Origin of the sequence: Streptomyces sp. GbtcB6 (assembly GCF_019091475.1) — a bacterium.
In the GTDB taxonomy this organism is placed as follows: Bacteria; Actinomycetota; Actinomycetes; order Streptomycetales; family Streptomycetaceae; genus Streptomyces; species Streptomyces hyaluromycini.
Genome location: NZ_JAGXJL010000022.1, coordinates 147,375 through 170,572, shown reverse-complemented (window position 1 = coordinate 170,572; position 23,198 = coordinate 147,375). Strand labels below are relative to the sequence as shown.

Annotated in this window: 24 protein-coding genes; 3 read left to right on the top strand and 21 right to left on the bottom strand. The window is 70.9% G+C overall.

What is annotated here, in order from left to right; translation table 11 throughout:
- Positions 1-9: 9 nt before the first annotated feature.
- The 4 genes from KVT45_RS32365 to KVT45_RS32350 are packed head-to-tail and all read right to left on the bottom strand — an operon-like array spanning position 10 to position 4,028.
- Entirely contained in the window at positions 10-1,254 is a 1,245-nt protein-coding gene (locus KVT45_RS32365; RefSeq protein WP_217552698.1) for a ketosynthase chain-length factor, read from the bottom strand.
- Entirely contained in the window at positions 1,251-2,519 is a 1,269-nt protein-coding gene (locus KVT45_RS32360) for a beta-ketoacyl synthase (protein WP_217552697.1), read from the bottom strand. The genes KVT45_RS32365 and KVT45_RS32360 overlap by 4 nt, the downstream gene beginning before the upstream one ends.
- A complete protein-coding gene (locus KVT45_RS32355) occupies positions 2,516-2,929 on the bottom strand; it encodes a cupin domain-containing protein (protein WP_089101202.1) in 414 nt (137 codons plus the stop codon). Before KVT45_RS32355 ends, KVT45_RS32360 begins: the two co-directional genes overlap by 4 nt.
- 28 nt (positions 2,930-2,957) lie before the next feature.
- Positions 2,958-4,028, bottom strand: a complete 1,071-nt coding sequence (locus tag KVT45_RS32350; RefSeq protein ID WP_217552696.1) for a SchA/CurD-like domain-containing protein — start codon at positions 4,026-4,028, stop codon at positions 2,958-2,960.
- 213 nt (positions 4,029-4,241) lie between these two features.
- Between KVT45_RS32350 and KVT45_RS32345 the strand changes: the two genes are divergently transcribed.
- Positions 4,242-5,891 (top strand): FAD-dependent monooxygenase, encoded by a 1,650-nt coding sequence (locus KVT45_RS32345; protein WP_217552695.1) that lies wholly within the window; start codon positions 4,242-4,244, stop codon positions 5,889-5,891.
- 196 nt (positions 5,892-6,087) lie between these two features.
- Here KVT45_RS32345 and KVT45_RS32340 read toward each other — a convergent pair whose 3' ends face one another.
- A complete protein-coding gene (locus tag KVT45_RS32340; protein ID WP_217552694.1) occupies positions 6,088-6,555 on the bottom strand; it encodes an RDD family protein in 468 nt (155 codons plus the stop codon).
- Positions 6,556-6,767: 212 nt separating this feature from the next.
- Here KVT45_RS32340 and glnA point away from each other — a divergent pair, with 212 nt between their 5' ends.
- Entirely contained in the window at positions 6,768-8,177 is a 1,410-nt protein-coding gene (gene glnA, locus KVT45_RS32335; RefSeq protein WP_217552693.1) for a type I glutamate--ammonia ligase, read from the top strand.
- A gap of 154 nt (positions 8,178-8,331) precedes the next feature.
- Here glnA and KVT45_RS32330 read toward each other — a convergent pair whose 3' ends face one another.
- From KVT45_RS32330 to KVT45_RS32290, 9 genes are all read right to left on the bottom strand, one after another.
- Entirely contained in the window at positions 8,332-9,591 is a 1,260-nt protein-coding gene (locus tag KVT45_RS32330) for a tyrosine-type recombinase/integrase (RefSeq protein WP_217552692.1), read from the bottom strand.
- Positions 9,592-9,679: 88 nt separating this feature from the next.
- Positions 9,680-9,904 carry a helix-turn-helix domain-containing protein gene (locus KVT45_RS32325; protein WP_217552691.1) on the bottom strand — a complete coding sequence of 75 codons (225 nt, stop codon included), beginning with the start codon at positions 9,902-9,904 and terminating at the stop codon, positions 9,680-9,682.
- A gap of 13 nt (positions 9,905-9,917) precedes the next feature.
- Positions 9,918-11,678, bottom strand: a complete 1,761-nt coding sequence (locus tag KVT45_RS32320) for an ATP-binding protein (RefSeq protein WP_217552690.1) — start codon at positions 11,676-11,678, stop codon at positions 9,918-9,920.
- The gene (locus KVT45_RS32315) at positions 11,675-12,604 is read right to left on the bottom strand and encodes a bifunctional DNA primase/polymerase (protein ID WP_217552689.1); all 930 of its coding nucleotides are present in this window, start codon (positions 12,602-12,604) and stop codon (positions 11,675-11,677) included. The genes KVT45_RS32320 and KVT45_RS32315 overlap by 4 nt, the downstream gene beginning before the upstream one ends.
- 99 nt (positions 12,605-12,703) lie before the next feature.
- Positions 12,704-13,168 (bottom strand): single-stranded DNA-binding protein, encoded by a 465-nt coding sequence (gene ssb / locus KVT45_RS32310; protein WP_217552688.1) that lies wholly within the window; start codon positions 13,166-13,168, stop codon positions 12,704-12,706.
- Positions 13,169-13,182: 14 nt separating this feature from the next.
- Entirely contained in the window at positions 13,183-15,048 is a 1,866-nt protein-coding gene (locus KVT45_RS32305) for a DNA polymerase (RefSeq protein ID WP_217552687.1), read from the bottom strand.
- Positions 15,045-15,320 carry a hypothetical protein gene (locus KVT45_RS32300; protein WP_217552686.1) on the bottom strand — a complete coding sequence of 92 codons (276 nt, stop codon included), beginning with the start codon at positions 15,318-15,320 and terminating at the stop codon, positions 15,045-15,047. The genes KVT45_RS32305 and KVT45_RS32300 overlap by 4 nt, the downstream gene beginning before the upstream one ends.
- The gene (locus tag KVT45_RS32295; protein WP_217552685.1) at positions 15,317-15,583 is read right to left on the bottom strand and encodes a hypothetical protein; all 267 of its coding nucleotides are present in this window, start codon (positions 15,581-15,583) and stop codon (positions 15,317-15,319) included. The genes KVT45_RS32300 and KVT45_RS32295 overlap by 4 nt, the downstream gene beginning before the upstream one ends.
- Positions 15,580-16,740 carry a DNA cytosine methyltransferase gene (locus tag KVT45_RS32290; RefSeq protein ID WP_217552684.1) on the bottom strand — a complete coding sequence of 387 codons (1,161 nt, stop codon included), beginning with the start codon at positions 16,738-16,740 and terminating at the stop codon, positions 15,580-15,582. The genes KVT45_RS32295 and KVT45_RS32290 overlap by 4 nt, the downstream gene beginning before the upstream one ends.
- 110 nt (positions 16,741-16,850) lie before the next feature.
- On the opposite strand from KVT45_RS32290, the gene KVT45_RS32285 reads away from it, so the two are divergent.
- Entirely contained in the window at positions 16,851-17,312 is a 462-nt protein-coding gene (locus KVT45_RS32285; RefSeq protein WP_217552683.1) for a hypothetical protein, read from the top strand.
- A 1-nt stretch (position 17,313) separates the two neighbouring features.
- Here KVT45_RS32285 and KVT45_RS32280 read toward each other — a convergent pair whose 3' ends face one another.
- The 7 genes from KVT45_RS32280 to KVT45_RS32250 form a co-directional block, all read right to left on the bottom strand.
- Positions 17,314-17,814 (bottom strand): hypothetical protein, encoded by a 501-nt coding sequence (locus tag KVT45_RS32280; RefSeq protein WP_308310923.1) that lies wholly within the window; start codon positions 17,812-17,814, stop codon positions 17,314-17,316.
- A 170-nt stretch (positions 17,815-17,984) separates the two neighbouring features.
- Entirely contained in the window at positions 17,985-20,027 is a 2,043-nt protein-coding gene (gene traB / locus KVT45_RS32275; protein ID WP_217552682.1) for a plasmid transfer protein TraB, read from the bottom strand.
- A 15-nt stretch (positions 20,028-20,042) separates the two neighbouring features.
- Complete coding sequence (gene traA / locus KVT45_RS32270) at positions 20,043-20,615, bottom strand: plasmid transfer protein TraA (protein WP_217552681.1); 573 nt, start codon at positions 20,613-20,615, stop codon at positions 20,043-20,045.
- Positions 20,616-20,632: 17 nt separating this feature from the next.
- The gene (locus KVT45_RS32265; RefSeq protein WP_217552680.1) at positions 20,633-21,130 is read right to left on the bottom strand and encodes a hypothetical protein; all 498 of its coding nucleotides are present in this window, start codon (positions 21,128-21,130) and stop codon (positions 20,633-20,635) included.
- 89 nt (positions 21,131-21,219) lie between these two features.
- On the bottom strand, positions 21,220-22,194 hold the full coding sequence (locus tag KVT45_RS32260) for a DUF2637 domain-containing protein (RefSeq protein WP_217552679.1): 975 nt from the start codon (positions 22,192-22,194) through the stop codon (positions 21,220-21,222).
- Entirely contained in the window at positions 22,191-22,715 is a 525-nt protein-coding gene (locus tag KVT45_RS32255) for a hypothetical protein (protein ID WP_217552678.1), read from the bottom strand. Before KVT45_RS32255 ends, KVT45_RS32260 begins: the two co-directional genes overlap by 4 nt.
- On the bottom strand, positions 22,712-22,987 hold the full coding sequence (locus KVT45_RS32250) for a DUF6284 family protein (protein ID WP_254647650.1): 276 nt from the start codon (positions 22,985-22,987) through the stop codon (positions 22,712-22,714). The genes KVT45_RS32255 and KVT45_RS32250 overlap by 4 nt, the downstream gene beginning before the upstream one ends.
- Positions 22,988-23,198: the final 211 nt, after the last annotated feature.

The following is a 23,198-nucleotide window of genomic DNA, read 5'->3' as shown; positions in this document are numbered from 1 at the left end:
GTGTTCGACTCACTCGGCCGCGCCGTGGCGCAGCACGAGCGCCGAGTTCGACCCCATGAGGCCCCGGCTGAGCACCAGTGCCGTGCGTGGCCGCGCGGCACGGGCGCTGCCGGTCACCAGGTCGAGGTCGTGGCAGATGTCGAAGACGCCCGGGGTCGGCGGGATCAGCCCGTGCTCCATCGCCAGCACCGCGGCGGCGGTGTCGAGGACGGGGGCCGCGCAGTAGCCCCGGCCGATCCCGGTCTTGGGCGCGGTGACCGGCACCCGCCTGCCGTGCGCGCCGAGGACGTCGGTGATGGCCAGCGCCTCCGCCCGGTCGGCTTCCGGCACTCCGAGGGCGTCGGCGAACACCACGTCGACCTCCTCGGGGGCGCAGCCGGCCTCGGCCAGCGCCCCGCGGATCGCCTGGGCGAGCCCGGCCCTGGAGTCGGCCCAGCGGGAGGCCCCGGTGAAGGTCGACGCGTGGCCGTCGAGGGTGGCCCGCACCGGCAGCCCGCGCCGGCGGGCCGAACCGGTGTCCTCCACGACGAGCATGGCGCCGCCCTCGGCCGGCACGAACCCGCAGGCCTGTTCGGTGAACGGGCGGTAGGCGCGAGCCGGGTCGGTCTCCCGGCTGAGTTCCTCGTAGCCGAGCTGGCAGACCACCGAGTACGGAGCTATCGGTGCCTCGGTGGAGCCGGCCACGATGACGTCCGTACCGCGGCGGACCGCGCGGGCGGCGTGGGCGAGGGCGTCCAGGCCGCCGGCCTCGTCGGCGGCGACCACCGAGCAGGGGCCCTTGAAGCCGCGCCGGATGGAGATCTGGCCGGTGCTGGCCGCGTAGAACCAGGCGATGGACTGGTAGGGGCCGACGAACCGGCTGCCCTTGCCCCACAGTTGCTGGAGCTCGCGCTGGCCGAACTCGCCGCCGCCGGAGCCGGCCGCGGTGACGACGCCGATGTCGAACGGCGATTCGTCGGTGTCGGCGCGGCCGAGCCGGGCGTCCTCGAGTGCCAGGTCGGCCGCGGCCATCGCGAAGTGCGTGAAGCGGTCGGTCTGGACGATGAGGCGTTCCTCGACGGCGGCCGCCGGGTCGAAGTCGCGGACTTCTCCGGCCACCTTCATGGGCAGGTGCTCGCAGCCCTCGCGGGTCACCTTGTCGAGGACGTTGCGTCCCTCCTGGACGGATTTCCAGAAGGTCTCGGTGCTGGTTCCGTTGGGCGCGACGACACCGATGCCGGTGACGGCCGCCCGCCGGGCAGGGGGTTCGCTCATCGTGTCCGTCCTCTCTGCCGGGTCAGGATCACCGCGGACTGGAAGCCGCCGAACCCGCTGCCCACGGACAGGACGCCGCCGAGGCGCCGTTCGCGGGCGACGCGCGGCACGTAGTCGAGGTCGCACTCGGGGTCGGGGGTCTCGTAGTTCGCGGTGGGCGGGACGACCTGGTGGGCCAGGGCGAGCACACAGGCGACGACCTCGATCGCGCCGATGGCGCCGAGCGAGTGGCCCACCATGGACTTGATGGAGCTCATGGGCGTGCCGTACGCGTGCTGTCCGAGCGCCTTCTTCACGGCGGCGGTCTCGTGGCGGTCGTTCTGCCGGGTGCCGGAGCCGTGCGCGTTGACGTAGTCGATGGCGGTGGGGTCGAGGCGGGCGTGGTCCAGGGCGGTCTCGATGGCGCGGGCCATCTCCAGGCCCTCGCTGGTGAGACCGGTCATGTGGTAGGCGTTGCCGAAGGTGGCGTAGCCGTCGAGCTGGCAGTAGATGTGCGCGCCGCGGGCCTTGGCGTGCTCCAGCTCCTCCAGGACGAGTACCGCGCCGCCCTCGCCCATGACGAACCCGTCGCGGCGGTTGTCGAAGGGCCGGGAGGCGTGCTCGGGGTCGTCGTTGTTCGGGGAGGTGGCCTTGATCGCGTCGAAGCAGGCCATGGTGATCGGTGAGATCGGGGAGTCCGAGGCGCCGGCGATGCAGATGTCGGCGCGGCCCTCCTGGACGGTGTGGAAGGCGTAGCCGACGGCGTCCAGGCCCGAGGTGCAGCCGGTGGAGACGGTCTGCACCGGACCCTGGGCGCCGAATCGTTCCGCCACCGCGGAGGCCAGGGTGCTCGGGGAGAACGCCCGGTGCAGCTGGGGCTGCGCCTGCCGGTGGTCCACGTCCCAGCGCTGACCCGCGCCGCTCACCAGGACGTAGTCGTGCTCCAGGCGGGTGGTGCCGCCGACCGCCGTGCCCAGGGAGACCCCGATCCGCCAGGGGTCCTCCCGGCCGAAGTCCAGCCCGGAGTCCCGGACCGCCTCGTCACCGGCGACCAGGGCGAACTGTATGTAACGGTCCGCCCGTTCGATCTCCTCGGCGTCCAGGCCGTGCGCCGCCGGGTCGAAGTCGCACTCGGCGGCGATCCGCGACCTGAGGCCCGAGGGGTCGAAGAAGGTGATGCCGCGCGTCGCGGTCCGGCCCGAGGCGAGCAGATCCCAGAACGCCGGTACGCCCACACCCCCCGGAGCCACGATGCCTATGCCCGTAACCGCCACGCGCCGGGTCACGACCGGACCTGCCCCACGGCGACGGCTTCCGTCTCCTCGGTGTCGACGTGGCCCTGGCTCGGGCGCGGGGCCAGCGGGCCGAGGTGGAAGACGATCCGGGCCTCGACGTTGCCCACGTTGCGGAAGCGGTGCTTCATGTTGATGGGGATCATCAGTCCCTGCTCGGGCCGCAGCGGGTGCGGTTCGCCGTCCAGGTCGACCTCCATGTCGCCGCAGACGACGTACACGAACTCCTCGGAGTAGGGGTGGTAGTGCTCGGCGATGCGGTCGCCCGGCTGCACGATGGCCACACCCATGAAGCCGCTGGTGGAACCCACCGTGGCCGGGGTGAGCATGGCGCGCAGATCGCCGCCGCGCCTGGTGTTGGGCTCGATCTCGCTGAGGTCGACGATCTTCGGAATGGGCTGCATGTCTGCGTTCCTCCGTGGGGGTGAAGGGTCAGGCGTCCGGCGAGCGGCGGTCGGTGATGAGCTGCATCCGCACCGTGTCGCCGTCCAGCAGGGCGGTCAGCGCGTGGGCGGGGGTGACGTCCACGGGCGTCCCGGGCCGCTGCTCGACCAGGCGGACGACGACGTCGTCGCGCTGGAAGACCGTGCTGTGCAGCACCGGGCTCGCCGGGTCCTCGGCCGCGGCCTCGTCCTGCTGGGCGAGGAGCTCCGCGAGCCGCATCCCGCAGCCCGGGCGGGCCGGGTAGTACAGCGCGTACCGGTCGCCCTCGGCCGGCTCCTCGGCGCCGACGTGGTGCACGGCCGGCAGGGCCGCCCGGGTGAAGAACACCCGTGCGGACTCCTGGTCGTTGAGGTCGCGCTCCTGTTCCAGGTAGGGGTTGATGGCCTCCTCGACGGCCCGCACCTCGGGCTGCCGGGCGACGTGGCGCAGGGCGGCCATCAGCTCGCCGCGCACCTCGATGGCCCGCACGACCCGGTTGCCGTGCATGAACAGGGAGGTGCGGCAGAGCCGGGTGGAGTCGTCGACCTTCGCCTGGGGCGAGGCGTAGTCCGCGAGGATCTTCGCGACCTTCGCCTCGCTGCCCGGCCGGACCGTGAAGGTGAGCGCGTGGCGGATCACGCCGTTGCCCATCCGCGGGTTGGCCTGCAGGACGCGTACGGCGTCCGCCGACGGACCGCCGGTCTCCCGTACGACGTGGAAGCGGAGCGAGCGGGTGTCGCGGACGCAGTTGTGCAGCGGCTTCACCATCTCCACGTGCTCCTCGCTGTTCACCCAGGCGAGGAACGGCGGAGCGCTCTCCCACTCGCTGGTGATCAGCCATTGCGAGGGGTTCTCGATCGACTGGCAGAGCTGGTCGCTGACGTGCCCGGGCACCTGGGCGACCTGGCTGCACAGCTGCTCGTAGGCCTCCAGGAACTGCTGCTGCGCGCCGTCGTAGACGTCCACCAGCAGGACGACCCGGAGCCGGGAACCGTCGAAGACGGACTGGGAGACCCGTGTCGAGACCGGGCGGGTCTTTCGGGTCGGCTTTTCCGAAACCTTTTCCGAGATCGTCGTCATGCTTCGCACATCTCCTTCGCGGGGGCAGCGGCCTGCGCCTCGGCCGATGACGCGGCGTCAGCGCTTCTTGATCCTGTGCCGGTCCTCCGAAGCGCGCGACTCGCGTGAACCAGGTGGGTGATTGAGCCCGCGGAACCCCTCCCGAAGGGGCCCGGAAGGGCATGGAAGTCCCGACCGCACCTGACGCACCAACACCCGCCTCTGGAGTGCCCGATGCAGCAGAGAACCGATCACCAGGTCCCCGTCCTCGTGGTGGGCGGCTCCCTCGTGGGGCTGTCCATGTCCCTCTTCCTGGGCCGTCTGGGCGTACGCCACATGCTCGTCGAGAGACACTCCGGGACCTCGATCCACCCACGCGGCCGGGGCAACAACGTGCGGACGATGGAGCTGTTCCGGAGGGCGGGCATCGAGCCGGACATCAAGGCCGCGGCCTCCCTCCTCGCCGACAACCACGGCATCCTGCAGACCCCGACGCTGGTAGGCGACGCCGGCGAATGGCTGTTCAAGGAGATCGACCCGGGAGGCGGACTCGTGAAGTTCAGCCCTACGGGGTGGTGCCTGTGCAGCCAGAACGACCTCGAACCCGTGCTCCGCCAGGCGGCCGAGTCGCTCACCGGCGAGCTGCGCTACTTCCACGAGATGGAGTCCTTCGAACAGGACCCCGAAGGAGTGACGGCGTACGTCCGCGACCGTGACTCCGACCGGATGTACACCGTCCGCGCGGACTACCTGGTCGCGGCCGACGGCCCGCGCAGCCCGGTCCGCGGCCGGCTCGGCATCGGCCAGACAGGCCCCGGCGACCTGTTCGCGAACGTCAGCATCACCTTCCGTTCCAAGCTGCTCCAGAACACGGTCGGGGACCGCCGCTTCATCTGCTGCTACCTCACCGACCCGGAGGCCGACGGCGCCCTCCTCCCCGTCGACAACAAGGAGCGCTGGGTCTTCCACGCCCCCTGGCACCCCGAACGCGGCGAAACCCTGGACGAGTTCACCGAGGAGCGGCTCACCCGGCACATCCGCAAGGCCGTCGGCGTCCCCGACCTCGACGTCGAGATCACCGGCAGGGCCTCCTGGCGGGCGGCCGAACGGGTCGCCGAACGGTACTCGTCCGGGCGGGTCTTCCTGGCCGGCGACTCCGCGCACGAGATGTCCCCGACCGGGGCCTTCGGCTCCAACACCGGCATCCAGGACGCCCACAACCTGGCCTGGAAGCTGGCGGCGGTCCTCGACGGCTGGGCCGGCCCCGGGCTCCTCGACTCCTACGACGCCGAGCGCCGCCCGGTCGCCCTCGCCACCAGCGCCCGTGCCTCCGCCCGCTCCGTCGAGCACAGCCACCCCGGCTTCGCGCCCGCCCCCGGCATCGGTGCCGGCAAGCGCGGCGGCATCCTCAACATCGTCCTCGCCTACCGGTACCCGAAGGGCGCGGTCCTCGGGGCCGACCCCGGCCAGCCGGTCGTACCCGACGGGATGAACCTGACCGGTCAGCCGGGCAGCCGGGCCCCGCACCTGTGGCTGCGCCGCGCGGGCGAACGGATCTCGACGCTCGACCTGTACGAGCGGTCGCTGGTCCTGCTGAGCGACGCGGAGTCGGCCGGGGGCGCGGCATGGCACGCGGCCGCCCGGCGGATCGCGGACACGGAGCGGCTGCGGCTGGACACGTACCGGATCGGGGCGGCGGGGTCAGGGGCCGATCTGGTGTACGACGCGGAGGACGCCGACTGGGCCGCGGCGCACGGTACGACGGCGGACGGGGCGGTGCTGGTCCGTCCGGACGGGTTCGTGGCGTGGCGGTCGGAGGGCGCCGTGCCCGACCCGGAGGGAGAGCTCCGGGAACTGCTGGCGCGGGTGCTGCGGAGGAGGTGAGCCGGGGTGGGGGCGGGGGGGTGGGGTCGCTTACCGGCGCTTGCAGGGTGCCGCTGCGCCCACCCGTGCCGCCCTGCGGCACGCCTGCCCGCGGCTATGTAGCTGACGCGACTGCAGCGCCCCGTAAGGGGGCGGGGCTGTATCTGATTTGCGGCTACCGCCGCGCGGGCGCGACCAGCCCCCCACTCACCGGCACTCACATACGGACCTCTACGGTCTTCGCCAGCCGGTCGTGCAGCCCCCTGCCGTCCCGGTCCCACACCAGTGCCGGCACCGCGAGGCACAGCAGCACCGTGCGGGCCAGGGCGCGCAGCGGCTGCACCCGGCCCGTGTCGACGCCGACCACCCGCAGCCGGAACAGCCGCTTACCCGGCGTGAAGCCGAGCGTACCGACCGTCAGGACACCCAGGGCGAAGAAGACGAGGAGGGCCCAGTTGCTGGTCGCCGGGGTGTAGCCGTCGGTGATCAGGCCGTATGCGATCAAGACGCACAGCGCCCAGTCCAGGACCAGCGCACCGAGCCGCCGTCCCGGGCGGGCGATGGAACCCGGCCCGTCCTCCGGCAGACCGAGCTGCTCGCCCCGGTACCCGAACTCCGCACCGGCCTCTTCCATGGCCGCACGGGGTCCGGAGAGCCACGATCCGATTGCTTGCCTGTTGTCCACCCGTCAACGGTACTGCCCCGGTATCCACCTGGGGTCCGGCGGGGTGTCCCGGGGCTACCGTGGAGCCGAGGTCGGTTAACTTCAGCGAAACAAATGGGTCACGCCCGAGAAATCACCCGTCCCTAGGGTCGTGGACAACGTGTGCCACCGCACTGGCCGCACGAACGAACTACCACCCCGGCACGGGAACGGCCGGGAGTAGGAGGAGCTGGATGTTCCAGAACGCCGACGAGGCCAAGAAGTTCATCGCGGACGAGGACGTCAAGTTCGTCGACGTCCGGTTCTGCGACCTGCCGGGCGTCATGCAGCACTTCACGGTGCCCGTCGAGGCGTTCGACCCGGACGAGGAGCTCGCCTTCGACGGATCCTCGATCCGCGGCTTCCAGGCGATCCACGAGTCCGACATGGCGCTGCGCGCCGACCTGTCGACGGCCCGGGTGGACCCCTTCCGCCGCGACAAGACGCTCAACATCAACTTCTTCATCCACGACCCGATCACGGGCGAGCAGTACTCCCGTGACCCGCGCAACGTGGCGAAGAAGGCAGAGGCCTACCTCGCGTCGACGGGCATCGCCGACACGGCCTACTTCGGCCCCGAGGCCGAGTTCTACGTCTTCGACAGCGTCCGTTTCGCCACCACGGCGAACGAGTCCTTCTACCACATCGACTCCGAGGCGGGCGCCTGGAACACCGGCGCCGTCGAGGACAACCGTGGTTACAAGGTCCGCTACAAGGGCGGCTACTTCCCGGTCCCGCCGGTCGACCACTTCGCCGACCTGCGCGCCGAGATCTCCCTGGAGCTGGGCAAGGCCGGCCTCCAGGTCGAGCGCCAGCACCACGAGGTGGGCACCGCCGGCCAGGCGGAGATCAACTACAAGTTCAACACGCTGCTCGCCGCGGCCGACGACCTCCAGCTCTTCAAGTACATCGTGAAGAACGTGGCCTGGCGCAACGGCAAGACCGCGACCTTCATGCCGAAGCCGATCTTCGGCGACAACGGCTCGGGCATGCACGTCCACCAGTCGCTGTGGACGGGCGGCTCCCCGCTCTTCTACGACGAGGCCGGCTACGCGGGCCTGTCGGACACCGCCCGCTACTACATCGGCGGCATCCTGAAGCACGCCCCGTCGCTGCTGGCCTTCACCAACCCGACGGTGAACTCGTACCACCGCCTGGTCCCGGGCTTCGAGGCGCCGATCAACCTGGTGTACTCGCAGCGCAACCGCTCCGCCGCGATGCGTATCCCGATCACGGGTTCGAACCCGAAGGCCAAGCGCGTCGAGTTCCGCGCGCCCGACTCCTCCGGCAACCCGTACCTGGCCTTCTCGGCTCTGCTCCTCGCGGGTCTGGACGGCATCAAGAACAAGATCGAGCCGGCCGAGCCGATCGACAAGGACCTCTACGAGCTGGCTCCCGAGGAGCACGCGAACGTCGCCCAGGTCCCGACCTCCCTCCCGGCCGTCCTGGACTCCCTGGAGCGCGACCACGAGTTCCTGCTCGCCGGTGACGTCTTCACGCCCGACCTGATCGAGACGTGGATCGACTTCAAGCGCACCAACGAGATCGCCCCGCTGCAGCTGCGCCCGCACCCGCACGAGTTCGAGCTGTACTTCGACGTGTGATATCGCCCCAGGTCAGAGCGGGTAACCGCTCCCCTGGGCCGTCTGTGGGCCGTCGGCCGTGTCCTTCCTCGTTGGAAGGGCACGGCCGACGGCCTGTTTCGGGCCCAGCACCGCGGGTCGGTGTCGAGAGCTCCCGGCCGCGCCGCCGCTCGGGTCAGTGCAGCGGCTTCGCCGGCGCCGTGTCCGCACCCGGTACGCCGAATGCGGCATCGATGGCCTTGCGGGCACGGTCCTGGCTGTTCGGCATGAGATGCGTGTACGTCCGGAGCGTGAATCCCGGGTCGGAGTGACCGAGGTACTCGGCCAGGGCCTTGATGTTCTCCCCCGAGTCCAGCAGGACCGACGCGTAGTAATGCCGCAACGCGTGCATGCCGTGTTCACGCGACTGTTTGAACCGCTCCCCCGGAGCCCGCTCCGGAATGACGCCGGCGGCGATCAGGGCAGGCTTCCACAGGTACATGTTGAAGTAGTTCCTGTTCAGCGCCTTCCGTTCCCGCGAGTAGAAAAGCAGTTTGGCCGTGACCGGCGGTCCGTCCGGGGTCTTCCACGGCAGGGTGACGTCGATGGGGGGCCGACGGGTGATGTGCGCGGCGAGCGCGTCCGACACCACGTCCGGCAGCGGTACGTCACGCAATTTCCCGCCCTTGGGTGGTGCGAACACCATCTGCGGGCCAACCAGCTTGACCTGTCGTACGACGTGCACCACTCCCCCGACGAAGTCGACTTCGTCCACGGCGAGCCCGAAAATCTCGCCCTGCCGCAAGCCGCACCCAGCACCGATGTCGGCGGTCGTCGCGTACTGAATCGGGAGTCCGTCCCGGACCGCGACCACCCGGTCACGCGTCCACGGCTTGATCTTCCGTCGATCCAGCTTGGGCGCCCGCACGGAGCCTGCACGGCACGGGTTCCGGGCCAGAATGCCGTCATCCACGGCCGCACCGAACACAGCAGAGACGTTCGCGAAGACCGTCCGCTGATATGACGCTGCCATGCCGGAGTCTGCGAGAGCCCGTGCCCACGTGCGGATATGGGCGGGCTGGAATGCGCTCAAGGAACGGGAACCGATGTACGGGAAGGCATGCAGCCGGAACCTCAACTCCATGTTCACGATGGTGGAAGGATCGGTGGTCTGGGACGCCAGCCACTGAGTGGCGAACTCCTTGAACGTCACCTTGCCGGCCGACGGGTCGACGTACTGGCCGCGGGTCATGTCAGCCGCGATCTGCGTCAGCCAGGCCTCTGCGAGTCGCTTCTGTTTATCCGGGAAGGACTTGCTGCGTTCGCTCCCGTCCGGAGCGACGTAGCGAGCCCGGTAGCGCAGGCCGGTCCCGTATCGGTCGGTCTTTGCCTTGACGGTCTTGCCGTTGGATGCGGTTTCGGTCCTGAACCAGCGATCTTGAATATGGCCTGACATGTGGGACGGCGACCCTTTCTGCACATGAGGCAGGGAGAGCCACCGGGTGACCCTCCCTGGGGAGTTGAACGGTTCGATGGCTGTTCGCTCAGGCAGCGCCGCGGTCAGCGGTCTTGCAGCGGGTGACGTAGGCCCGCACATCGGCCGGGTCGTACCGGAGGTGCTTGCCGATGCGGAAGCCAGGCGGTCCCATGTGCTTCCTGCGCCACTGGTAGACGGTCTCTTTGGGAACTTCGAAGATCTCGGCGATGTCGTCGGGGGTGAGGTAGCGGTCCGGGAGCCCGGACCGGAGGGTGTTGCGCGGGTCGCTCACGGAGTCCTCCGCGTCAGCAGTCGGGGTGTGCGAGGTGGCCAGCGGCGGTGAGTTCGGGGTCCATGGGCTGCTCGCAGTTCGGGCAGCGGAGTCCCGGATTAGAAGTGCGGTGTATCGCAGCGTCCGCAGCGCCCGCAGCGTCCGGGATCTTGTGGGAGCGCTGGTCAGTGGGGGTGTTGGTTGCGGACGCTGAGGGGTTCGTAGCGTCCGCAGGCGGGGCGGTAGCGTCCGCATGATCGTCGTGCGGACGCTGTGCGGACGCTGCGTCCGGGTCAGTGTCCGCACTAGCGTCCGCAGGTTCGTGCAGGTCAGCGGGGGGTGCGGACGCTGTGGGCGCTGCGGACGCTGTGTTGCACCCCATTTCTGATGGGGTGAGGCTGATGAGCCTCTGGCGGGCGCGGTCGGGGGTGCGTTGGGTGTCGTCGTAGGCGATGCCGATCGAGCGGAGCAGGGGTGCGATCCGCTTGAGCCGGCCGCTGGCCCGGGTGGCGTCCTTGGGCCACTGGGGGTGGTAGCCGTCCGGCGGCGGGATGACGTCCATGAGCTGGGCCGCGGTACCCGTCCACGGACCGTGGGTGTCCAGGAAGGCCACCAGCGCGGAGCCGAAGGGATCGCCTTCCAGGGCGTCGGCGTTGACGCTCTCGGCTGCTGCGGCGAAGTCGGCGAAGGTCGACCAGCCGGTCACCCGGTCGATGGCGGCCAGCACCTTGGCGAAGTCCGCCAACCGCGGCTTGCTCTCCAAGGACACGGCCGGGAGTTCCCGCAGGACGGACGCGAGCAGATCCAGCAGGCTGCCGATCACTGCCGGGCGGGCGGCGGCGTAGGCGGCGTCCAGTTCTTCCTCACCACGGCGGGCACTCTTGGGGATGGGCTGGAGATCGAGCAGCATCATCCGTTCCGCCAGGTCCCCGGCCAGGGCGCCCGCGTCGATGGTGGTCATGGCCAGCACCCGGCGGAAGGTGAGCACCACCACGTCGTCATCGCTGTACAGGGCACGATCCACGATGCCGTCCCCGGTGACGGCCCGGCACAAGGTGTCGGACAGCCACGGCGGGATCGCGGACACGTTGTCCAGGCACAGCGCCCAGGAGTTGAACGCCTGCACCGACCAGGCCTTGATGTCCCGCGGCTGCGACCGCTTCGACGCCGGAGACGGATCGACCAGGTTCACGATCATCTGCGCGGTGTAGGACTTCCCGGTGCCCTGCTCGCCCTTGAACGTGAGCACCGGGTGGGGAATGTCCGGGATCCAGGACGCCACCAGCCAGGCCACCAGCCGGTGAAAGGCGGAGTCGTCCATGTTGACCAGGTCGCGGAGCAGCGCGATGCCGTCCGTGCCCTGCTCGGGGACGGGCAGCGGCACCATGGCTCCGGAGCGCCGGAAGAGCACCGGGGAACGGTCGGCGAGGCTCCAGCCGTCGGCGGTGACGATGACGGCCTTACCGTCGGCGGTGCCGAGATCCAGCACGGTGCGCTCTTGGTCCCGGGCCACGCGCAGGTGGACGCGTACTGGGTCGGTGGCGTCCGCGATGCCCTCCAGCACGGTCATCGCATCCGCCAGCGCGCTCGCGGAGGGCACTTGGCCGCCGTTGTCCTCCGTGAACTGCTTCGCCAGCGCCGCCCGGACACCGCCGCGACCCTTGAAGGGGCGTGCGACGTTCGGACCGTTGCGGCGCACGCCATACGGGCGGCCGTCGGTGGACATCAGGAACGTGTAGCCCGCTTTGGCCATGCTGACGAGCTGGGAGGCCTGGCTGGGGCCCTTCTCGCTCACGATGCGCCCTCCGTTCGGGTGCGGACGGCGCCCTTGGCGGCGCTGGCGATCGTGCGGCGGGCCGGCGTCTCCGGGTGCCCGCACTGCACGGCGGCGGCCAGCAGTTCGGCGGTCGCGGTGTCGGGGGTGATGTCATCCGACTCGAAGGCCTTCCGGGCGGCCCAATAAAGCCGGTTGTTCAGGTCGTTGGGCCCGCAATTCAGCACGAACCGCACCAACGGCTCCAGATGGCCACCTGAGCGCCCTGAGCGCCCTCCCGCGCCCACCAGTCCAGGGAACTCCTGAACGGCCGCCTGGCGTGCCGTCAGAAGGTCGATGATCGCGGTCGGAGCCTCCGCGATGCCGCACTGGCTGAACGTCCGTGCGAACCGGTATCGGCCTTTGGGCCCGAGGCTTCCGGGGCCGACCATGTAGCCGCCCCAGCCGCGGGTGTCGATGCCCGGGGCGAGCAGGCCGGCGGTGTTGGGGATCTTCGCGCCGTCGGGTGCCTTGAGCCACAGGTGCCAGCCGCCGGACTGGGTGGCCACCATCACCGTGCGCGGCACATCAAAACCGTGACCGGCCGCGAGCGCCCGCAGCGCCGCCACACCATCTACGCCGTTCTTGCAGTCCAGGTCCAGCCCGAACAGGTGGTGAGGCGCCGTGCCGCAGGCGATGCCGTAGCCGGCCGCCCACGGGGCCGCGGCGAACAACTCGCGGACGCGGGCGGGGTCGGCGCTGGCGTCGTGCACGCCGTGCCCGGAGCCGCCGCACTGGCCGATGCAGGTGGCGGACGGCTCCGGGTGGGCGGTGGCGATGGCGGGGAGCTTGCTGCGGGAGAGGGGGAAGACGGCCAGCCCGTGCAGGGTGGCCGCGGAGAGGGCGTGCGCGCGGGCCGCTGCCCAGAACGGCCCGGGGCGCTGGTCACCGGGGCGCGATTGGGTCATGCTGGAGTACCTCCAGGACACTCAGATGGGACGGAGCAGGCGCCCGCGACTCGCCAAAGTCACGCGGGCGCCTTCGTGTTGCAGCAGGTGGGAGGACCCTCAGAACGGCGGTTCGTCGCTGTGGCCGCCGGCCGCGGTGGTCGCCCACGGGTCGCTCTTCGCCCCCGCCTTGGGCCGGTCGCTCTGGCCGCCGGGGGTGTTGGTGCGGTGGATGGTGGCGGTGGCGTAGCGGAGGCTGACGGCGATGTCCTCCACGTCCAGACCGAACCCGGTCCGCAAGGCGCCGTCGGCGCTGGTGTACTCGAACTGGCGCAGCGCTCCGGTGACGATCACGCGGGCGCCCTTCTTGAGGGTGGCGTCGGCGTTCTCGGCGAGCCAGCGCCAGGCGGTGCAGCGCATGAACAGGGTCTTTCCCTCACCCCATTCGGCGCGGGTCTTGTCCCAGTTGCGGCTGTTGGAAGCGACGTTGAACGTCAGCCACGGGGTGCCGTCGCTGGTGTGGCGCAACTCGGGGTCGGCGGTGAGGTTGCCGACCAGAGTGATCACGGTTTCTCCGATGGGCATGGCGGCGGGCCCTCCTAGGCTCCGACGTGCTCCGATACAGACACAGCCACCTGCTCCGGTTCAGGCAGGCGGCCCCAGTGCGTGCCGAGAATCTCGGCGTCCGCGGCGATCGGGACACCGCGGAAGGTCGTAGTCATCACGCTGGTGAGCAGGCCTTGGACGCGTCCGGCGTCCTGCTCGGGGACCTGGACGATGACTTCGTCGTGGACGAACAGCCACAGCGCTCCGGCCAGGCCGTGCGCGGTGGCGAGCGTGTAGACGCAGGCGACCAGCAGGTCACGGGCGGTGGACTGGATCGCGTAGTTGCTGTTCGCGTAGGGCCGGTCCGGGTCGGCGGGGATGCGGCGGCCGGATCCGGTGATCACGGTGGTCGCGTTGGCGATGTCCTTGCCGAAGCGGATCACGTCGGGGTAGGTGCGCTGCCAGCGCTGGATCACCCCGCGCGCCACCCGCACCGACACCCCGGTCTGCGCGGCCAGAGCCTTGGCACCGCCGCCGTAGATCGTGCCGAACGTGGCCCGCTTGCTGACCGTGCGCTGCTCCTTCGTGAACCCCTGGCCGTACATCAGCGTCGCGGTGGCGTCGTGCAGATCCACCCCGGACGCGATCACGTCCATGAGGGTCTTGTCCCGGGACAGAGCGGCAGCCACCCGCACTTCCACCTGGGAGAAGTCGCAGGCCACCAGCACGTGCCCGGGGTCGGCACGGAAGCAGTGCCGCAACCTCGGATCATGCTTCTTGAGCGTCTGGAGCGCGGGGGCGGTGATGGACATGCGGCCCGTTTTGGCGCGCAGGGTGTTGATCTTCGGATGCACCCGCCCCGACGCGTCGGCGGCCGTGAGGAAGCTGCGCAGGTTGGACATGCTGTTCGACGTGGCCGCCATCGCCTGCCGCGCCCGCACCAACTCCCTGCCCTGCTCGGTCAAGGTCGCGGCGCCGTCGGTGACCTGCTGCTGGAGCTGAGCAAGGCTATCCGCGGTCACCTGCACGCGCCCGCCGTCGGTGCGCGGCAGCGTCACCCCGGTGACCTGCTGCTCCAGCCAGTCCGCGAACCGCGGCGACGTCCCCGAGAACCCCAGCGCGCTATGGATCATGGCTGCAGCCTGGTCGAACTCCCCCTGCACCTGCTCCAGCAGGTTTCGGGTGTAGGGGACGTCCAGGAGCAGGCCGCGCACGGTGATCCCGGTGGACTGCGCCGCCAGCCAGGCCTCCATCTGCACCAGGTGGGAGAACGGCGTGCACCGGGCCAGCAGCAGCGGCAGCAGACGCCGCACGTAGACGGCGTCCAGTCCCGCGTAGACCACGTATGCCTCATCGTCGGCGGGGAGGTGGTTCCATCCCCAGTCGACCGGGTTGTTGCCGGCGCGGGAGCCGACCGGGGCCAGCGCCCGCATCCGCGCGTGCAGGGCGGCTTCCGCCTGCTTCAGCCCGTCATCCAGGTAGCGGCCGGTGAGCTCCTTCAACCCGTGACCGGCCCGCTCGTCGGGCACCAGCAGTTTCGACAGCAGGTGGGTGTCGACCACCCGCTGACCGAGGGGGATGCCGAACGCCGACCACACCGCGAGGACGTCGTAGGAGGTGTGGGTGACGAAGTGGCGCCGCTCATCCGCCAGCACGCTGCGGATGGCCTGCTGCTGCTCGGGGATGAGCGGGTTGAGCACCCACGCGGTAGTGGGGGTGCCGAACTGCACCAGGCGGACTCCGGCGTCGGGGCGGAAGTGCCCGGGGCCGCCCTTGACGATGGCCCGGGTCTCCACGTCCAGACCCAGCACCGGATCCGACCCGGTGAACGCAGCGAACGCCGACGGGTCGAACTCGTCGGCGCTCGCGGGGGCGTTGACGGTCATGGTGTGGCCGTTGTGGGTGCGGGTGTAGGTCACCACAGCGGTTCCTCGGTGATGTCCTTCCCGCAGTGCGGGCAGACGTCGTCGGCGTCGATGTGGTGCTTCGCCCAGCAGCGCAGGCACACCCGCGCGGGCACCGGTTTCCCGGATTGCTCGATGCGGTGGGTCTCCGGGGTGGTCTGGAACAGCGGGTTGCGCGGCAGTCCGCAGGTCTCGCAGCGTGCGTGCCGGGAGTCCTCCGGGTAGGTGAGCCGCGTCCCCGACCGGAGCGTCGGAGTCGGCGTCGGCTTCTGGGTGGTGCTGGTCATGTGCTGTTCCTCCCTTCGTCGCGGGCATCGCAGGGGACGCACTCCCACAGCAGCGGCACCGCACCCAGGCGCATCGGCCGCCGGCAGCGCGGGCACGGCAGCGCGACCGGAGGCGGGAGCAGGCGGCCCAGCCAGCCGTAGCCGTCCCCGGCCAGCGCACCGCCGTACGCGGCGGTGTCGGCGACCTGGTAGCCGACCGCCCCGGGCATGGGCTCCGGGGCGATGTCGGCGTCGAACAGCGTCAGTTCTGCCGGGGCGGTCATGCGGCCACCTCCTCACGGAGGCTGGCCAGGGAGGTGCCCAGTAGCAGGCCGTACGCGTGGTGTGCCTGCCGCGGGACGACGCCGTTGCCGAGGATCTTGAGCTGTTCCTTGCGGGGGATGCCGGGGACGGCGGTGACCCAGCCTGCGGGCAGGCCCATCATCCATTCCGCGAACGCCGGCGACAGGCGGCGGTTGCCGCGGGTGCCCGGTTCGGTCGAGCAGGGGGCCAGCCGCCCGGTGATGTGCTCCCAGCGGCGGATGGCGGGCCCGTAGTCGGTGCCGTCCGTGGCGATCCATCGACCATCGAGCCGGACGGCCTGCCCGGGCAGGTAGTAGCGCCCGCTGGTGTCGCGTTGGTTCGGGCCGCCGTGCGGGCCGTCCGATGCCTTCGGCGTGGGGCGCAGGTTGACGACCACCTCGTTGAGATGTCGCACGTTGGGGCCGAGTAGCTGCATCGAGCCCGACCTCCAGTCCCGTGCGACCGGGGTGGGCAGCAGACTCACTCCTCGGGCGGAGGCGCGGGGAGCAGGGTCACCGCGGTGCGCAGGTTCATCCCTCCCTGGCGCTTCGGGGACGTGCCCGGGCCGCCTGTTCCATCCGCAGTGGTGGGGGTCGGCATCAGCGGGATGGGCGATGCAGAACCAGCGGTCGCGCGGGTGCGGGGCACCGACTTCGGGGTCACCAGCTCGTAGACATGTCCACCGCGCGTCATACCCGATCGCGGCCAGGTCTTGGGCGACGACGTCCAGCCCCCGCGAGCGGAGCGCCGCCACGTTTTCCAGGAAGACGTAGCGCGGTCGAACGACGCCCACAGCCTGAGCGACGTTTTTCCAGACGCGTGACCACTGGCCATTGATCCCGTCCCTTCGTCCGGCGTTGGAGATGTTGCGGCAGGGGAAACCGGCCCCGATCACGTCCGGCCGGTACACGTCGCGGACCTGCTCCCAGTCCACGGCGGTGATGTCCCCGAGGTTGGGCACCCCGGGGTGCCGTGCGGCGAACACGGCCGCGGCGTGCGGGTCGTTCTCCGCGAACGCCGCGACCCGGCCGCCGATACCAGCCCGGATCGCGGCTTCCAGTCCGCCGTAGCCGGCGCACAACGCGACGATCCGGAGACGTGTCCCCAAGGCGCCCCCGATGGGGCCGAGTTGGGTCATGCTGGGTGACCTCCACTGTTCAGTTGGACGGCTGGGGCGGGGCGGCCCGGCTTCTTGGCGGAACGGGCCGCCCCACGCTGTGACTGACACGGGGTTTCGGGGGTGCTCCTGTGGAGTGGTTAGCGCTGGCCAGCACGGTTGTCGGAGGCGGGATCGCCACCGTGTCGGCGGGATTCCTGGACCAACGGCGCTGGCGGCGCGACCGCGGTGAGCAGCAGTTGGAGACCCGGCGGGTGCTGTACGGCTCGTATCTCGCCGCCCTGGCCAAGGCGCGGCACACGTGCAGCCTCATGGCACGCGAGCGGGACATGCCCGCTGATCAGCGCAGGCGTGCGGTCTGGGACGCGTTCGAGCCCTGCGTCAGCCTCCGCTACGAACTGGCCATCGCCGCACCGCCGTCCGTCGTGTCCCCCGCGGAGGACACGTTCCGGCGCCTGCGGGACATCCGGGACATCGTCGCGGACGGCCTGCTCCCCGACAGCGACGAGTACGCCGCCGGCCGCGCCCGCTACGACCAAGTGCACCTGGCGCTGCGCCAGGCGATGCGGATGGATCTGGGTGCGGAACCCTGACCTACTGCTGGTTGGTGGTCTTGGCCCACACACCGCGGGTGGTGGAGTGGACGTGCCGGTGGTCCTGGTAGACGGGTCCGTCGTAGTGGTTGTGGATCTCCGGCGGCACCACGTCCTTGGCCCGGCGCAGCAGCCGGGCGAGCGCGAAGATGGGCACGGCGGGTCCGCCCAGGAGCAGGGCGATGACGGTGGGGTCGGCGTGCCGCGAGGCGATGAGCAGGCCGATGGCGATCAGTCCCGGGGGCACGGTGGCCAGTCCTCCGGTGATCATCAGGCGGCTTGCGTCGGTCGCTTTCTGCGACATGGGCGGGATGCCCTGCTGGGTGACCGGCAGCGCGCTCCCGTACCGGGGCAGTGGGCTGTCGTCCCGGTAGGAGGTGGGCACCGCGGGCACGGGTCGGTAGGCGTCGGCGATGATCCGCTGTGCTTCGGCCGCGGCTTCGGCGTCGGTCATCGGGACGGCCGGCCGGAGCGGGCCGGCAGGGTCGTTGGGGAGGGTCACTGGGCCTCCGTTCAGGGACGGCCGCGGGCCCGCGCACAAGGTGTGACGCGGGCCCGCGAGCAGGTGTTACGAACGGGTGTTAGGGGGTGTGATCGGCGGCTGTTAGGGCCCGTAACGCGTGCGCCTGCCTAAGGGTTTGGCTGTTAGGCAGGCGTAACGCGTTACGGGTGTCAGGCGGCCACCGGGACGGGGACGATCCGCCACCGGCCGGTGCTGTTGGTGGGCACCAGCCGGCCGTCCTGCGCGGCTTCCTTGAGCCGGAGGGAGACCCAGGAGCGGGAGAGGTTGTGCCGGTCGCACCAGTCCGTGAAGTCCTTCGGACCGACCACCATGCGCCCCTCGGTCTCGAACTCCGCGAGCGCCGCCGCGAACAGTCGGCGGGCTTCCTCCGGGGAGGGCTTGTGCCCCTGCTCCTGGCCGAAGATCGGGGCGTCGTCGCCCTGCTCCGGCTCCGGGAGTTCGGCCTCCGGGTCGATACCCGCGTCCTCCGGGTCCACCAGCGTGCCCGCGTCGTCCACGTCGTCCTCCTTGACGGCCTTGAGCACGGGCGGCTGCTCGATGCCGTCCGCCGGGCGGCCGGCGTAGGCGGTGCCCGCGACCGCGGAGGCCGCGCCCGCGGTGACCGGGTCGGCGGTGGCGCCGTTGCGCTGCGCCCATTGGGCCAGCAGTTCCATGACCGGGACGGCGCGGTGGGTGAAGCGCCAGCCGCGGCCCGGGGAGGGGTAGCGATCCTCGGGGATGCCCGGAGAGACGACGTAGCAGTAGCCGGGCCGCCGGTTGCCCCATGCCCCGGGGTGGGCGCCCGCGGCCAGGACTTCGTCCGGCAGGGAGAATCCCTCGTCGCGTGCGTCGCAGCCGAGTGCGATCACGGACGGCAGGGACGCGCGGGTGCTGGTGGACATCTGGTCGTAGGACGGCCGCTGAAGCGACACGATCAGCGACATGCCCGCGGAACGGGCTTCCTGAGCGATGCCGGTGAACGCGTCGTCGCCCATCAGGCGCAGGGTGTTCGCGGCTTCCTCGAACCAGGTGACCAGGAACGGCATCCCCTCGCACCCGCACGCCCGGCCATCGCCGCGACACGAGTGCTCCGGGCTGGTCTGCTGCTGCGCTGCCTCGGGGACCCACTGGCGGTAGCCGTGCGCCCCCAGCCAGCCGGTGCGGGCGGGGATGACCGCTTCCACGGCCGCCACCAGTACCTCCGTCGGCGTGCCGCCCTCCACACCCCAGTCCAGCGCGGGCCGGAGCGGGGCGAAGTCCTGGAAGGCCTTCGGGTCGGAGAACCACACGATGACGTCCTGACGGGAGACGATCTCCGACAGGACGTTCAGCGCGGTGTCGCCCTTGCCCGACCCGGTGCCGCCGGCGATGAGGACGTGGGTGCCGTTGCGGCCGGACTCCGGGTCCCCCGGGAGCCAGATCACGAGGGGGGAGCCGTCGTCGTAGCGGCCGATCACCAGCGGTTCGGCGATCGAGCCACCCAGGTTCGACGGTCCCTCCCACTCGATCACTTCGGAGAGCATGTCCTCCGGCACGATCACCAGCTCACCGCGCCGCGCGGAGCCGGGGTCGGGGGTGTAGCGGAGGGCGGACGTCGGCAGGTCCATCGCGGACGCGAGCCGGGCCAGGCTCTTGGTGACGTCGTCGTGGGTCTGCTCACCCGCCTCCACCGCCAACGGCGCCGTCACGCGGTTGGGTTCGACCTTCGCCGTCCCGAGCTGGGCGCGCGCCAGGCCGACCTTTTCCAGCAGCCCCTTGTCGCCGGACTCGCCGGTGGGGTCGGCGGTGTGCCGGAGCACCATCCGGATGTTCCACGACAGGGCGACCGCCGGCCCGCCCATCAGGTAGAGGTCATCGATCGGTCCGGCGGTGGGCCCGGCCAGGCACGCCGCGGTGAGCCAGGCAGAGCCCGCGGCCACGGTGATGGCTGAGTGCAGGCGCCGCTGCTGGCTGGTCGACCGGCCCGCCCACCACGTCGCCCCCGACAACGCGACCGAGACGAGCGTCAAGCCGACGCCGGCCGCGGCGCTGTCCGCCCACCGCAGATGTCCCAGGGTCCCGGCCAGACCGACGCCGGCCCACCCGAGCCACGGGGGCAGATGGGGCTTGGCCCGGTGGAGCAGGTACTTGCCCACGCCGCCCGCGTCGGAGCCGCCCTGGAGCTGTGCTTCGAGCAGTTCGGCCAACTGCTGCTGTTGGGTGCGCTCAGCCATCGAGCAACCTCCTTCTTACTGCTGGGCCCAGTTGATCTGGGGCTGCTGCGGACGCCGGGCACGGTGACGGACCCGGTTGATCTCTTCCTCGTACTGCTGCTGGAACGTGGCGTAGGTGGCGGCGGCGTTCTTCGCTGCGTCCCGCAGGGCGTCGGCGGACTTCTGGAGCTTGCGGGACACCTTCCGGGCCCGCGAGCGGGAGCCGAACGGCCGTCCCTCCGGGTCGGGGACCACCTCCAGAACGCCCTTGAGGATCTCGGCACCCATGGCCACTTCGATCGAGAGCGTCACCGCGGCGGCCCGGAGGCTGTTGCAGTAGTTCCGCACCTGCGCGGGGGAGGTGAACTCCGGGGCCGGGAGCAGGGCTTCGGCGTGCGAGCGGCCGCCGTTCCCGCCGCCCGCGGCGCCGCCGTTGGTGTTCCTGCTGGCGTTGACGTTGACGGTGAAGCCGGGCGCGAACCAGGTCTTGTTGTTCACCGACGACTTGGCATAGGCGCCGTTGGATTCATCGATCCGCGGCCTGCTCCCCTGCTGTGCCTCGCGGTAGCGGCGGTTGTTGGCCCGGTTGGCGGATCCGTTGTCAGCCATCTGGCAATCTCCTCAGGTCAGAGCGAGCGACGGACGATGAGCCAGGCGGCCTGAGCGAGGATCCACCCGGACAGCCAGATGCCCTCCAGCGGGCCCGCGAACGGCCCGAACACGGCTGCCAGCAGCAGCCAGATGACCGCGAGCGTCACGGCCGCGGAGGCGGTGATCCGCCAGTAGAGGGTGCTGCCGGACCGGGGCCGGCGGACGTGCATGATGCCCAGCCACGCGGCCGGAGCCAGCGCCACGGGCAGGAACACCAGCCCGTACCAGCAGCTCAGCGCGTGCATGACGGCGGTGAGGGCGAGCGCGAGCAGGGCGAGCAGGGTCGGGGCGAGCGCGGAGCGGAAGCGCCACAGCAGGCGGCCGGCGAACCCGAACGCCTCCCGGGTCAGGGAGGGGTGTTCGGGGACGACGACGATGAACGGCTGGGAGCCGCGGCGGCCGCGCTGGCGCGGGATGTGGATGGAGTGGACGCTCGCGGCCGTGCGGCGGCGGGCGCGGGTACGGCTGGACACAGCAGGAAACTCCTTGGTCAAAAGGGGTGTGGTTGGGGTGCTGCGCAAGATCAGCTGACAGCCGGTTGCCGATGCGGGGCGGCTGTTCGTCAGCGGCTGGCGATGGCCAGTTCGGCGCCGCCGTTGTCGGGGTCGCGGTGTTCGGCGTAACGGGCGGACACCCAGCCCACCGACCAGCCGCACAACTCCGCAGCAGCCCGGACCGCCATGCCCTCGGTGAAGGCGGCCGCGGTGATCGCGCGGGCGTCGTCCTCGGGGAGCTTGCCCGCGGCCGGCCCGCGCTGGAGCAGCGCTACGCGTTCACGGCGGGCCCGCTCCTCACGCTCCCGAAACTCCGTCCGGGCCTGCTGCGCGGCCTGCTGTTCACGCTCACGCTCCTCGCGCTCACGCTGTTCACGGTCGTGTTCACGGCGTTCACGCTCAGCCCGCGCGTCCTGCTCGCGGGCGGCCTGCTGCTCGCGCTCCTCGCGGCGGCGGCGCTCCTCGCGCTCACCCGCCTCCCACGCGAGCCGGGCCTCATGTTCACGCTGTTCACGCGCCAACATCGCCGCGTGCTCACGCTCCTCACGCTGACGCAGCAGGGCCGCATCCGCGCGGTCGCGGGCGGCCTGCTCGCGACGCTCCCGCTCTGCGCGCTGCCGCTCCTCCAGAGCCGTGACGGCCGTGGTGATGGCGCGGCGGTAGGCGAGACCGGTCTCCGCCGTGACGATCAGCAGCAGCGGAGCCACCGCGTGCACAGCCACGCCGACCAGGTCTTTCCTCAGTCCGGAGTCGGCAGTGTTCAGCGCGAGCGTCATCACACCGGTCATCCACCGCAGCGCCACCGGCCACGCCCCGCCGTGCCCACCCAGCCGGGCCAGCACGGAGTCAAGGCGGACACAGATGACCACCGCGGCATCGACCACGAGCGGCAGGATCGGGGCCGTCCAGCCCCACCGGGCCGGGGTGTGCGCGGCCATCAGCGGAGTGACCGTCAAGATCGAGTACAGCATGGCGCCAGCCACGATCAGCCAGGTGCCGACCGACAGCGCGCGCTCCGCTGAACGGATCTGAACACCGTTCATGCCGCACCCTCCCAGCTCTCCGGGGAGCGCACCTCCACCGACCGGAAGCCCTTCACTGCCTCATCCCGGATGAACGGGACGCTCACCCAGTTGACGTCCGCGGCGGGGCGTTCACTGCGCGGGCCCCACGTGTCCACGGGCACGCCGTGGGTGGCGGTGTAGGCGTGCGCGTCGGCGTGGTTGGCGTGGATGCTGTGCGGCTCGCCGTAGTGGAGCAGCAGCACCAGCGCGCCGCTCTGCTGCACGTCCAGTTCTTTGCGCAGCGCACGCGCCTGGTCACCCTGCTCCGACGCATCGGCTCGCGCGGCCTCCAGGGCATCCTCCAGGTGAAGGATGATCTCCCGCAGGATCGCAGCGTCGCTCTCCGCGGATTCGGCCCGCGCGAGCAGGTTCCACGCCTCGCGGACGTGCCGGCTGTTCGCGGCATCCGCCTGCCCCTGGATCTCCCGGACGCGGGCACTGGCCTGCTCGGTCGACTCGCTCATCCGGCGCAGACGCGCCGCGGTGACGATGCGGATCACGCCGCCTCCCTCGTGACGCTGCGGTTGACCAGCGCGGTCCGCTCGTTCAGCACCTTGTGCTGCGCGCGGCGCAGACGCTTGTGGTCCACCTCCGTCGGCGTCCGGTCCATCAGGGAAATCTCAACGTCCAGCAACTCGACTTCCGCGGTGATCAGCGGCATCTCGCGCTCGATGGCGTCCAGTTCCGCGGCCGTCGGGCCGTCGTCCCGTCCCGTCAGTGCGCGGTCGCTGAACTGCTGCTGACTGAGGCTGTGGCGGGGGACAATCTTCATGGGTCGTGTTCCTCTCAACCAGGTGAACGGCCCGAACAGCGGCTCCCGGGAGGCACCCCGGGAGCCGCACGCCGTTGAAGTCGGAACATCCGGCTCCCCACGCCCCCGCCCGTACGACCACCGCACACCGTGCGGAGCCGGACGGGCGAGAGAGGCAACCGGCCGCAGCGCTAGCCGCTGCGATTGGCGGGCTGAAGAGACGGATCGGATT

What these genes read in the sequence shown, in the direction of transcription:
- KVT45_RS32315 (WP_217552689.1), bottom strand. Translation starts at nt 12,604, where the DNA reads ATGACCCAATCGCGCCCCGGTGACCAGCGCCCCGGGCCGTTCTGGGCA.
- glnA (WP_217552693.1), top strand. Translation starts at nt 6,768, where the DNA reads ATGTTCCAGAACGCCGACGAGGCCAAGAAGTTCATCGCGGACGAGGAC.
- KVT45_RS32365 (WP_217552698.1), bottom strand. Translation starts at nt 1,254, where the DNA reads ATGAGCGAACCCCCTGCCCGGCGGGCGGCCGTCACCGGCATCGGTGTC.
- KVT45_RS32330 (WP_217552692.1), bottom strand. Translation starts at nt 9,591, where the DNA reads ATGTCAGGCCATATTCAAGATCGCTGGTTCAGGACCGAAACCGCATCC.
- KVT45_RS32345 (WP_217552695.1), top strand. Translation starts at nt 4,242, where the DNA reads ATGCAGCAGAGAACCGATCACCAGGTCCCCGTCCTCGTGGTGGGCGGC.
- KVT45_RS32260 (WP_217552679.1), bottom strand. Translation starts at nt 22,194, where the DNA reads ATGAACGGTGTTCAGATCCGTTCAGCGGAGCGCGCGCTGTCGGTCGGC.
- KVT45_RS32300 (WP_217552686.1), bottom strand. Translation starts at nt 15,320, where the DNA reads ATGACCAGCACCACCCAGAAGCCGACGCCGACTCCGACGCTCCGGTCG.
- traB (WP_217552682.1), bottom strand. Translation starts at nt 20,027, where the DNA reads ATGGCTGAGCGCACCCAACAGCAGCAGTTGGCCGAACTGCTCGAAGCA.
- KVT45_RS32250 (WP_254647650.1), bottom strand. Translation starts at nt 22,987, where the DNA reads ATGAAGATTGTCCCCCGCCACAGCCTCAGTCAGCAGCAGTTCAGCGAC.
- traA (WP_217552681.1), bottom strand. Translation starts at nt 20,615, where the DNA reads ATGGCTGACAACGGATCCGCCAACCGGGCCAACAACCGCCGCTACCGC.
- KVT45_RS32355 (WP_089101202.1), bottom strand. Translation starts at nt 2,929, where the DNA reads ATGCAGCCCATTCCGAAGATCGTCGACCTCAGCGAGATCGAGCCCAAC.
- ssb (WP_217552688.1), bottom strand. Translation starts at nt 13,168, where the DNA reads ATGCCCATCGGAGAAACCGTGATCACTCTGGTCGGCAACCTCACCGCC.
- KVT45_RS32350 (WP_217552696.1), bottom strand. Translation starts at nt 4,028, where the DNA reads ATGACGACGATCTCGGAAAAGGTTTCGGAAAAGCCGACCCGAAAGACC.
- KVT45_RS32290 (WP_217552684.1), bottom strand. Translation starts at nt 16,740, where the DNA reads ATGACCCAACTCGGCCCCATCGGGGGCGCCTTGGGGACACGTCTCCGG.
- KVT45_RS32295 (WP_217552685.1), bottom strand. Translation starts at nt 15,583, where the DNA reads ATGACCGCCCCGGCAGAACTGACGCTGTTCGACGCCGACATCGCCCCG.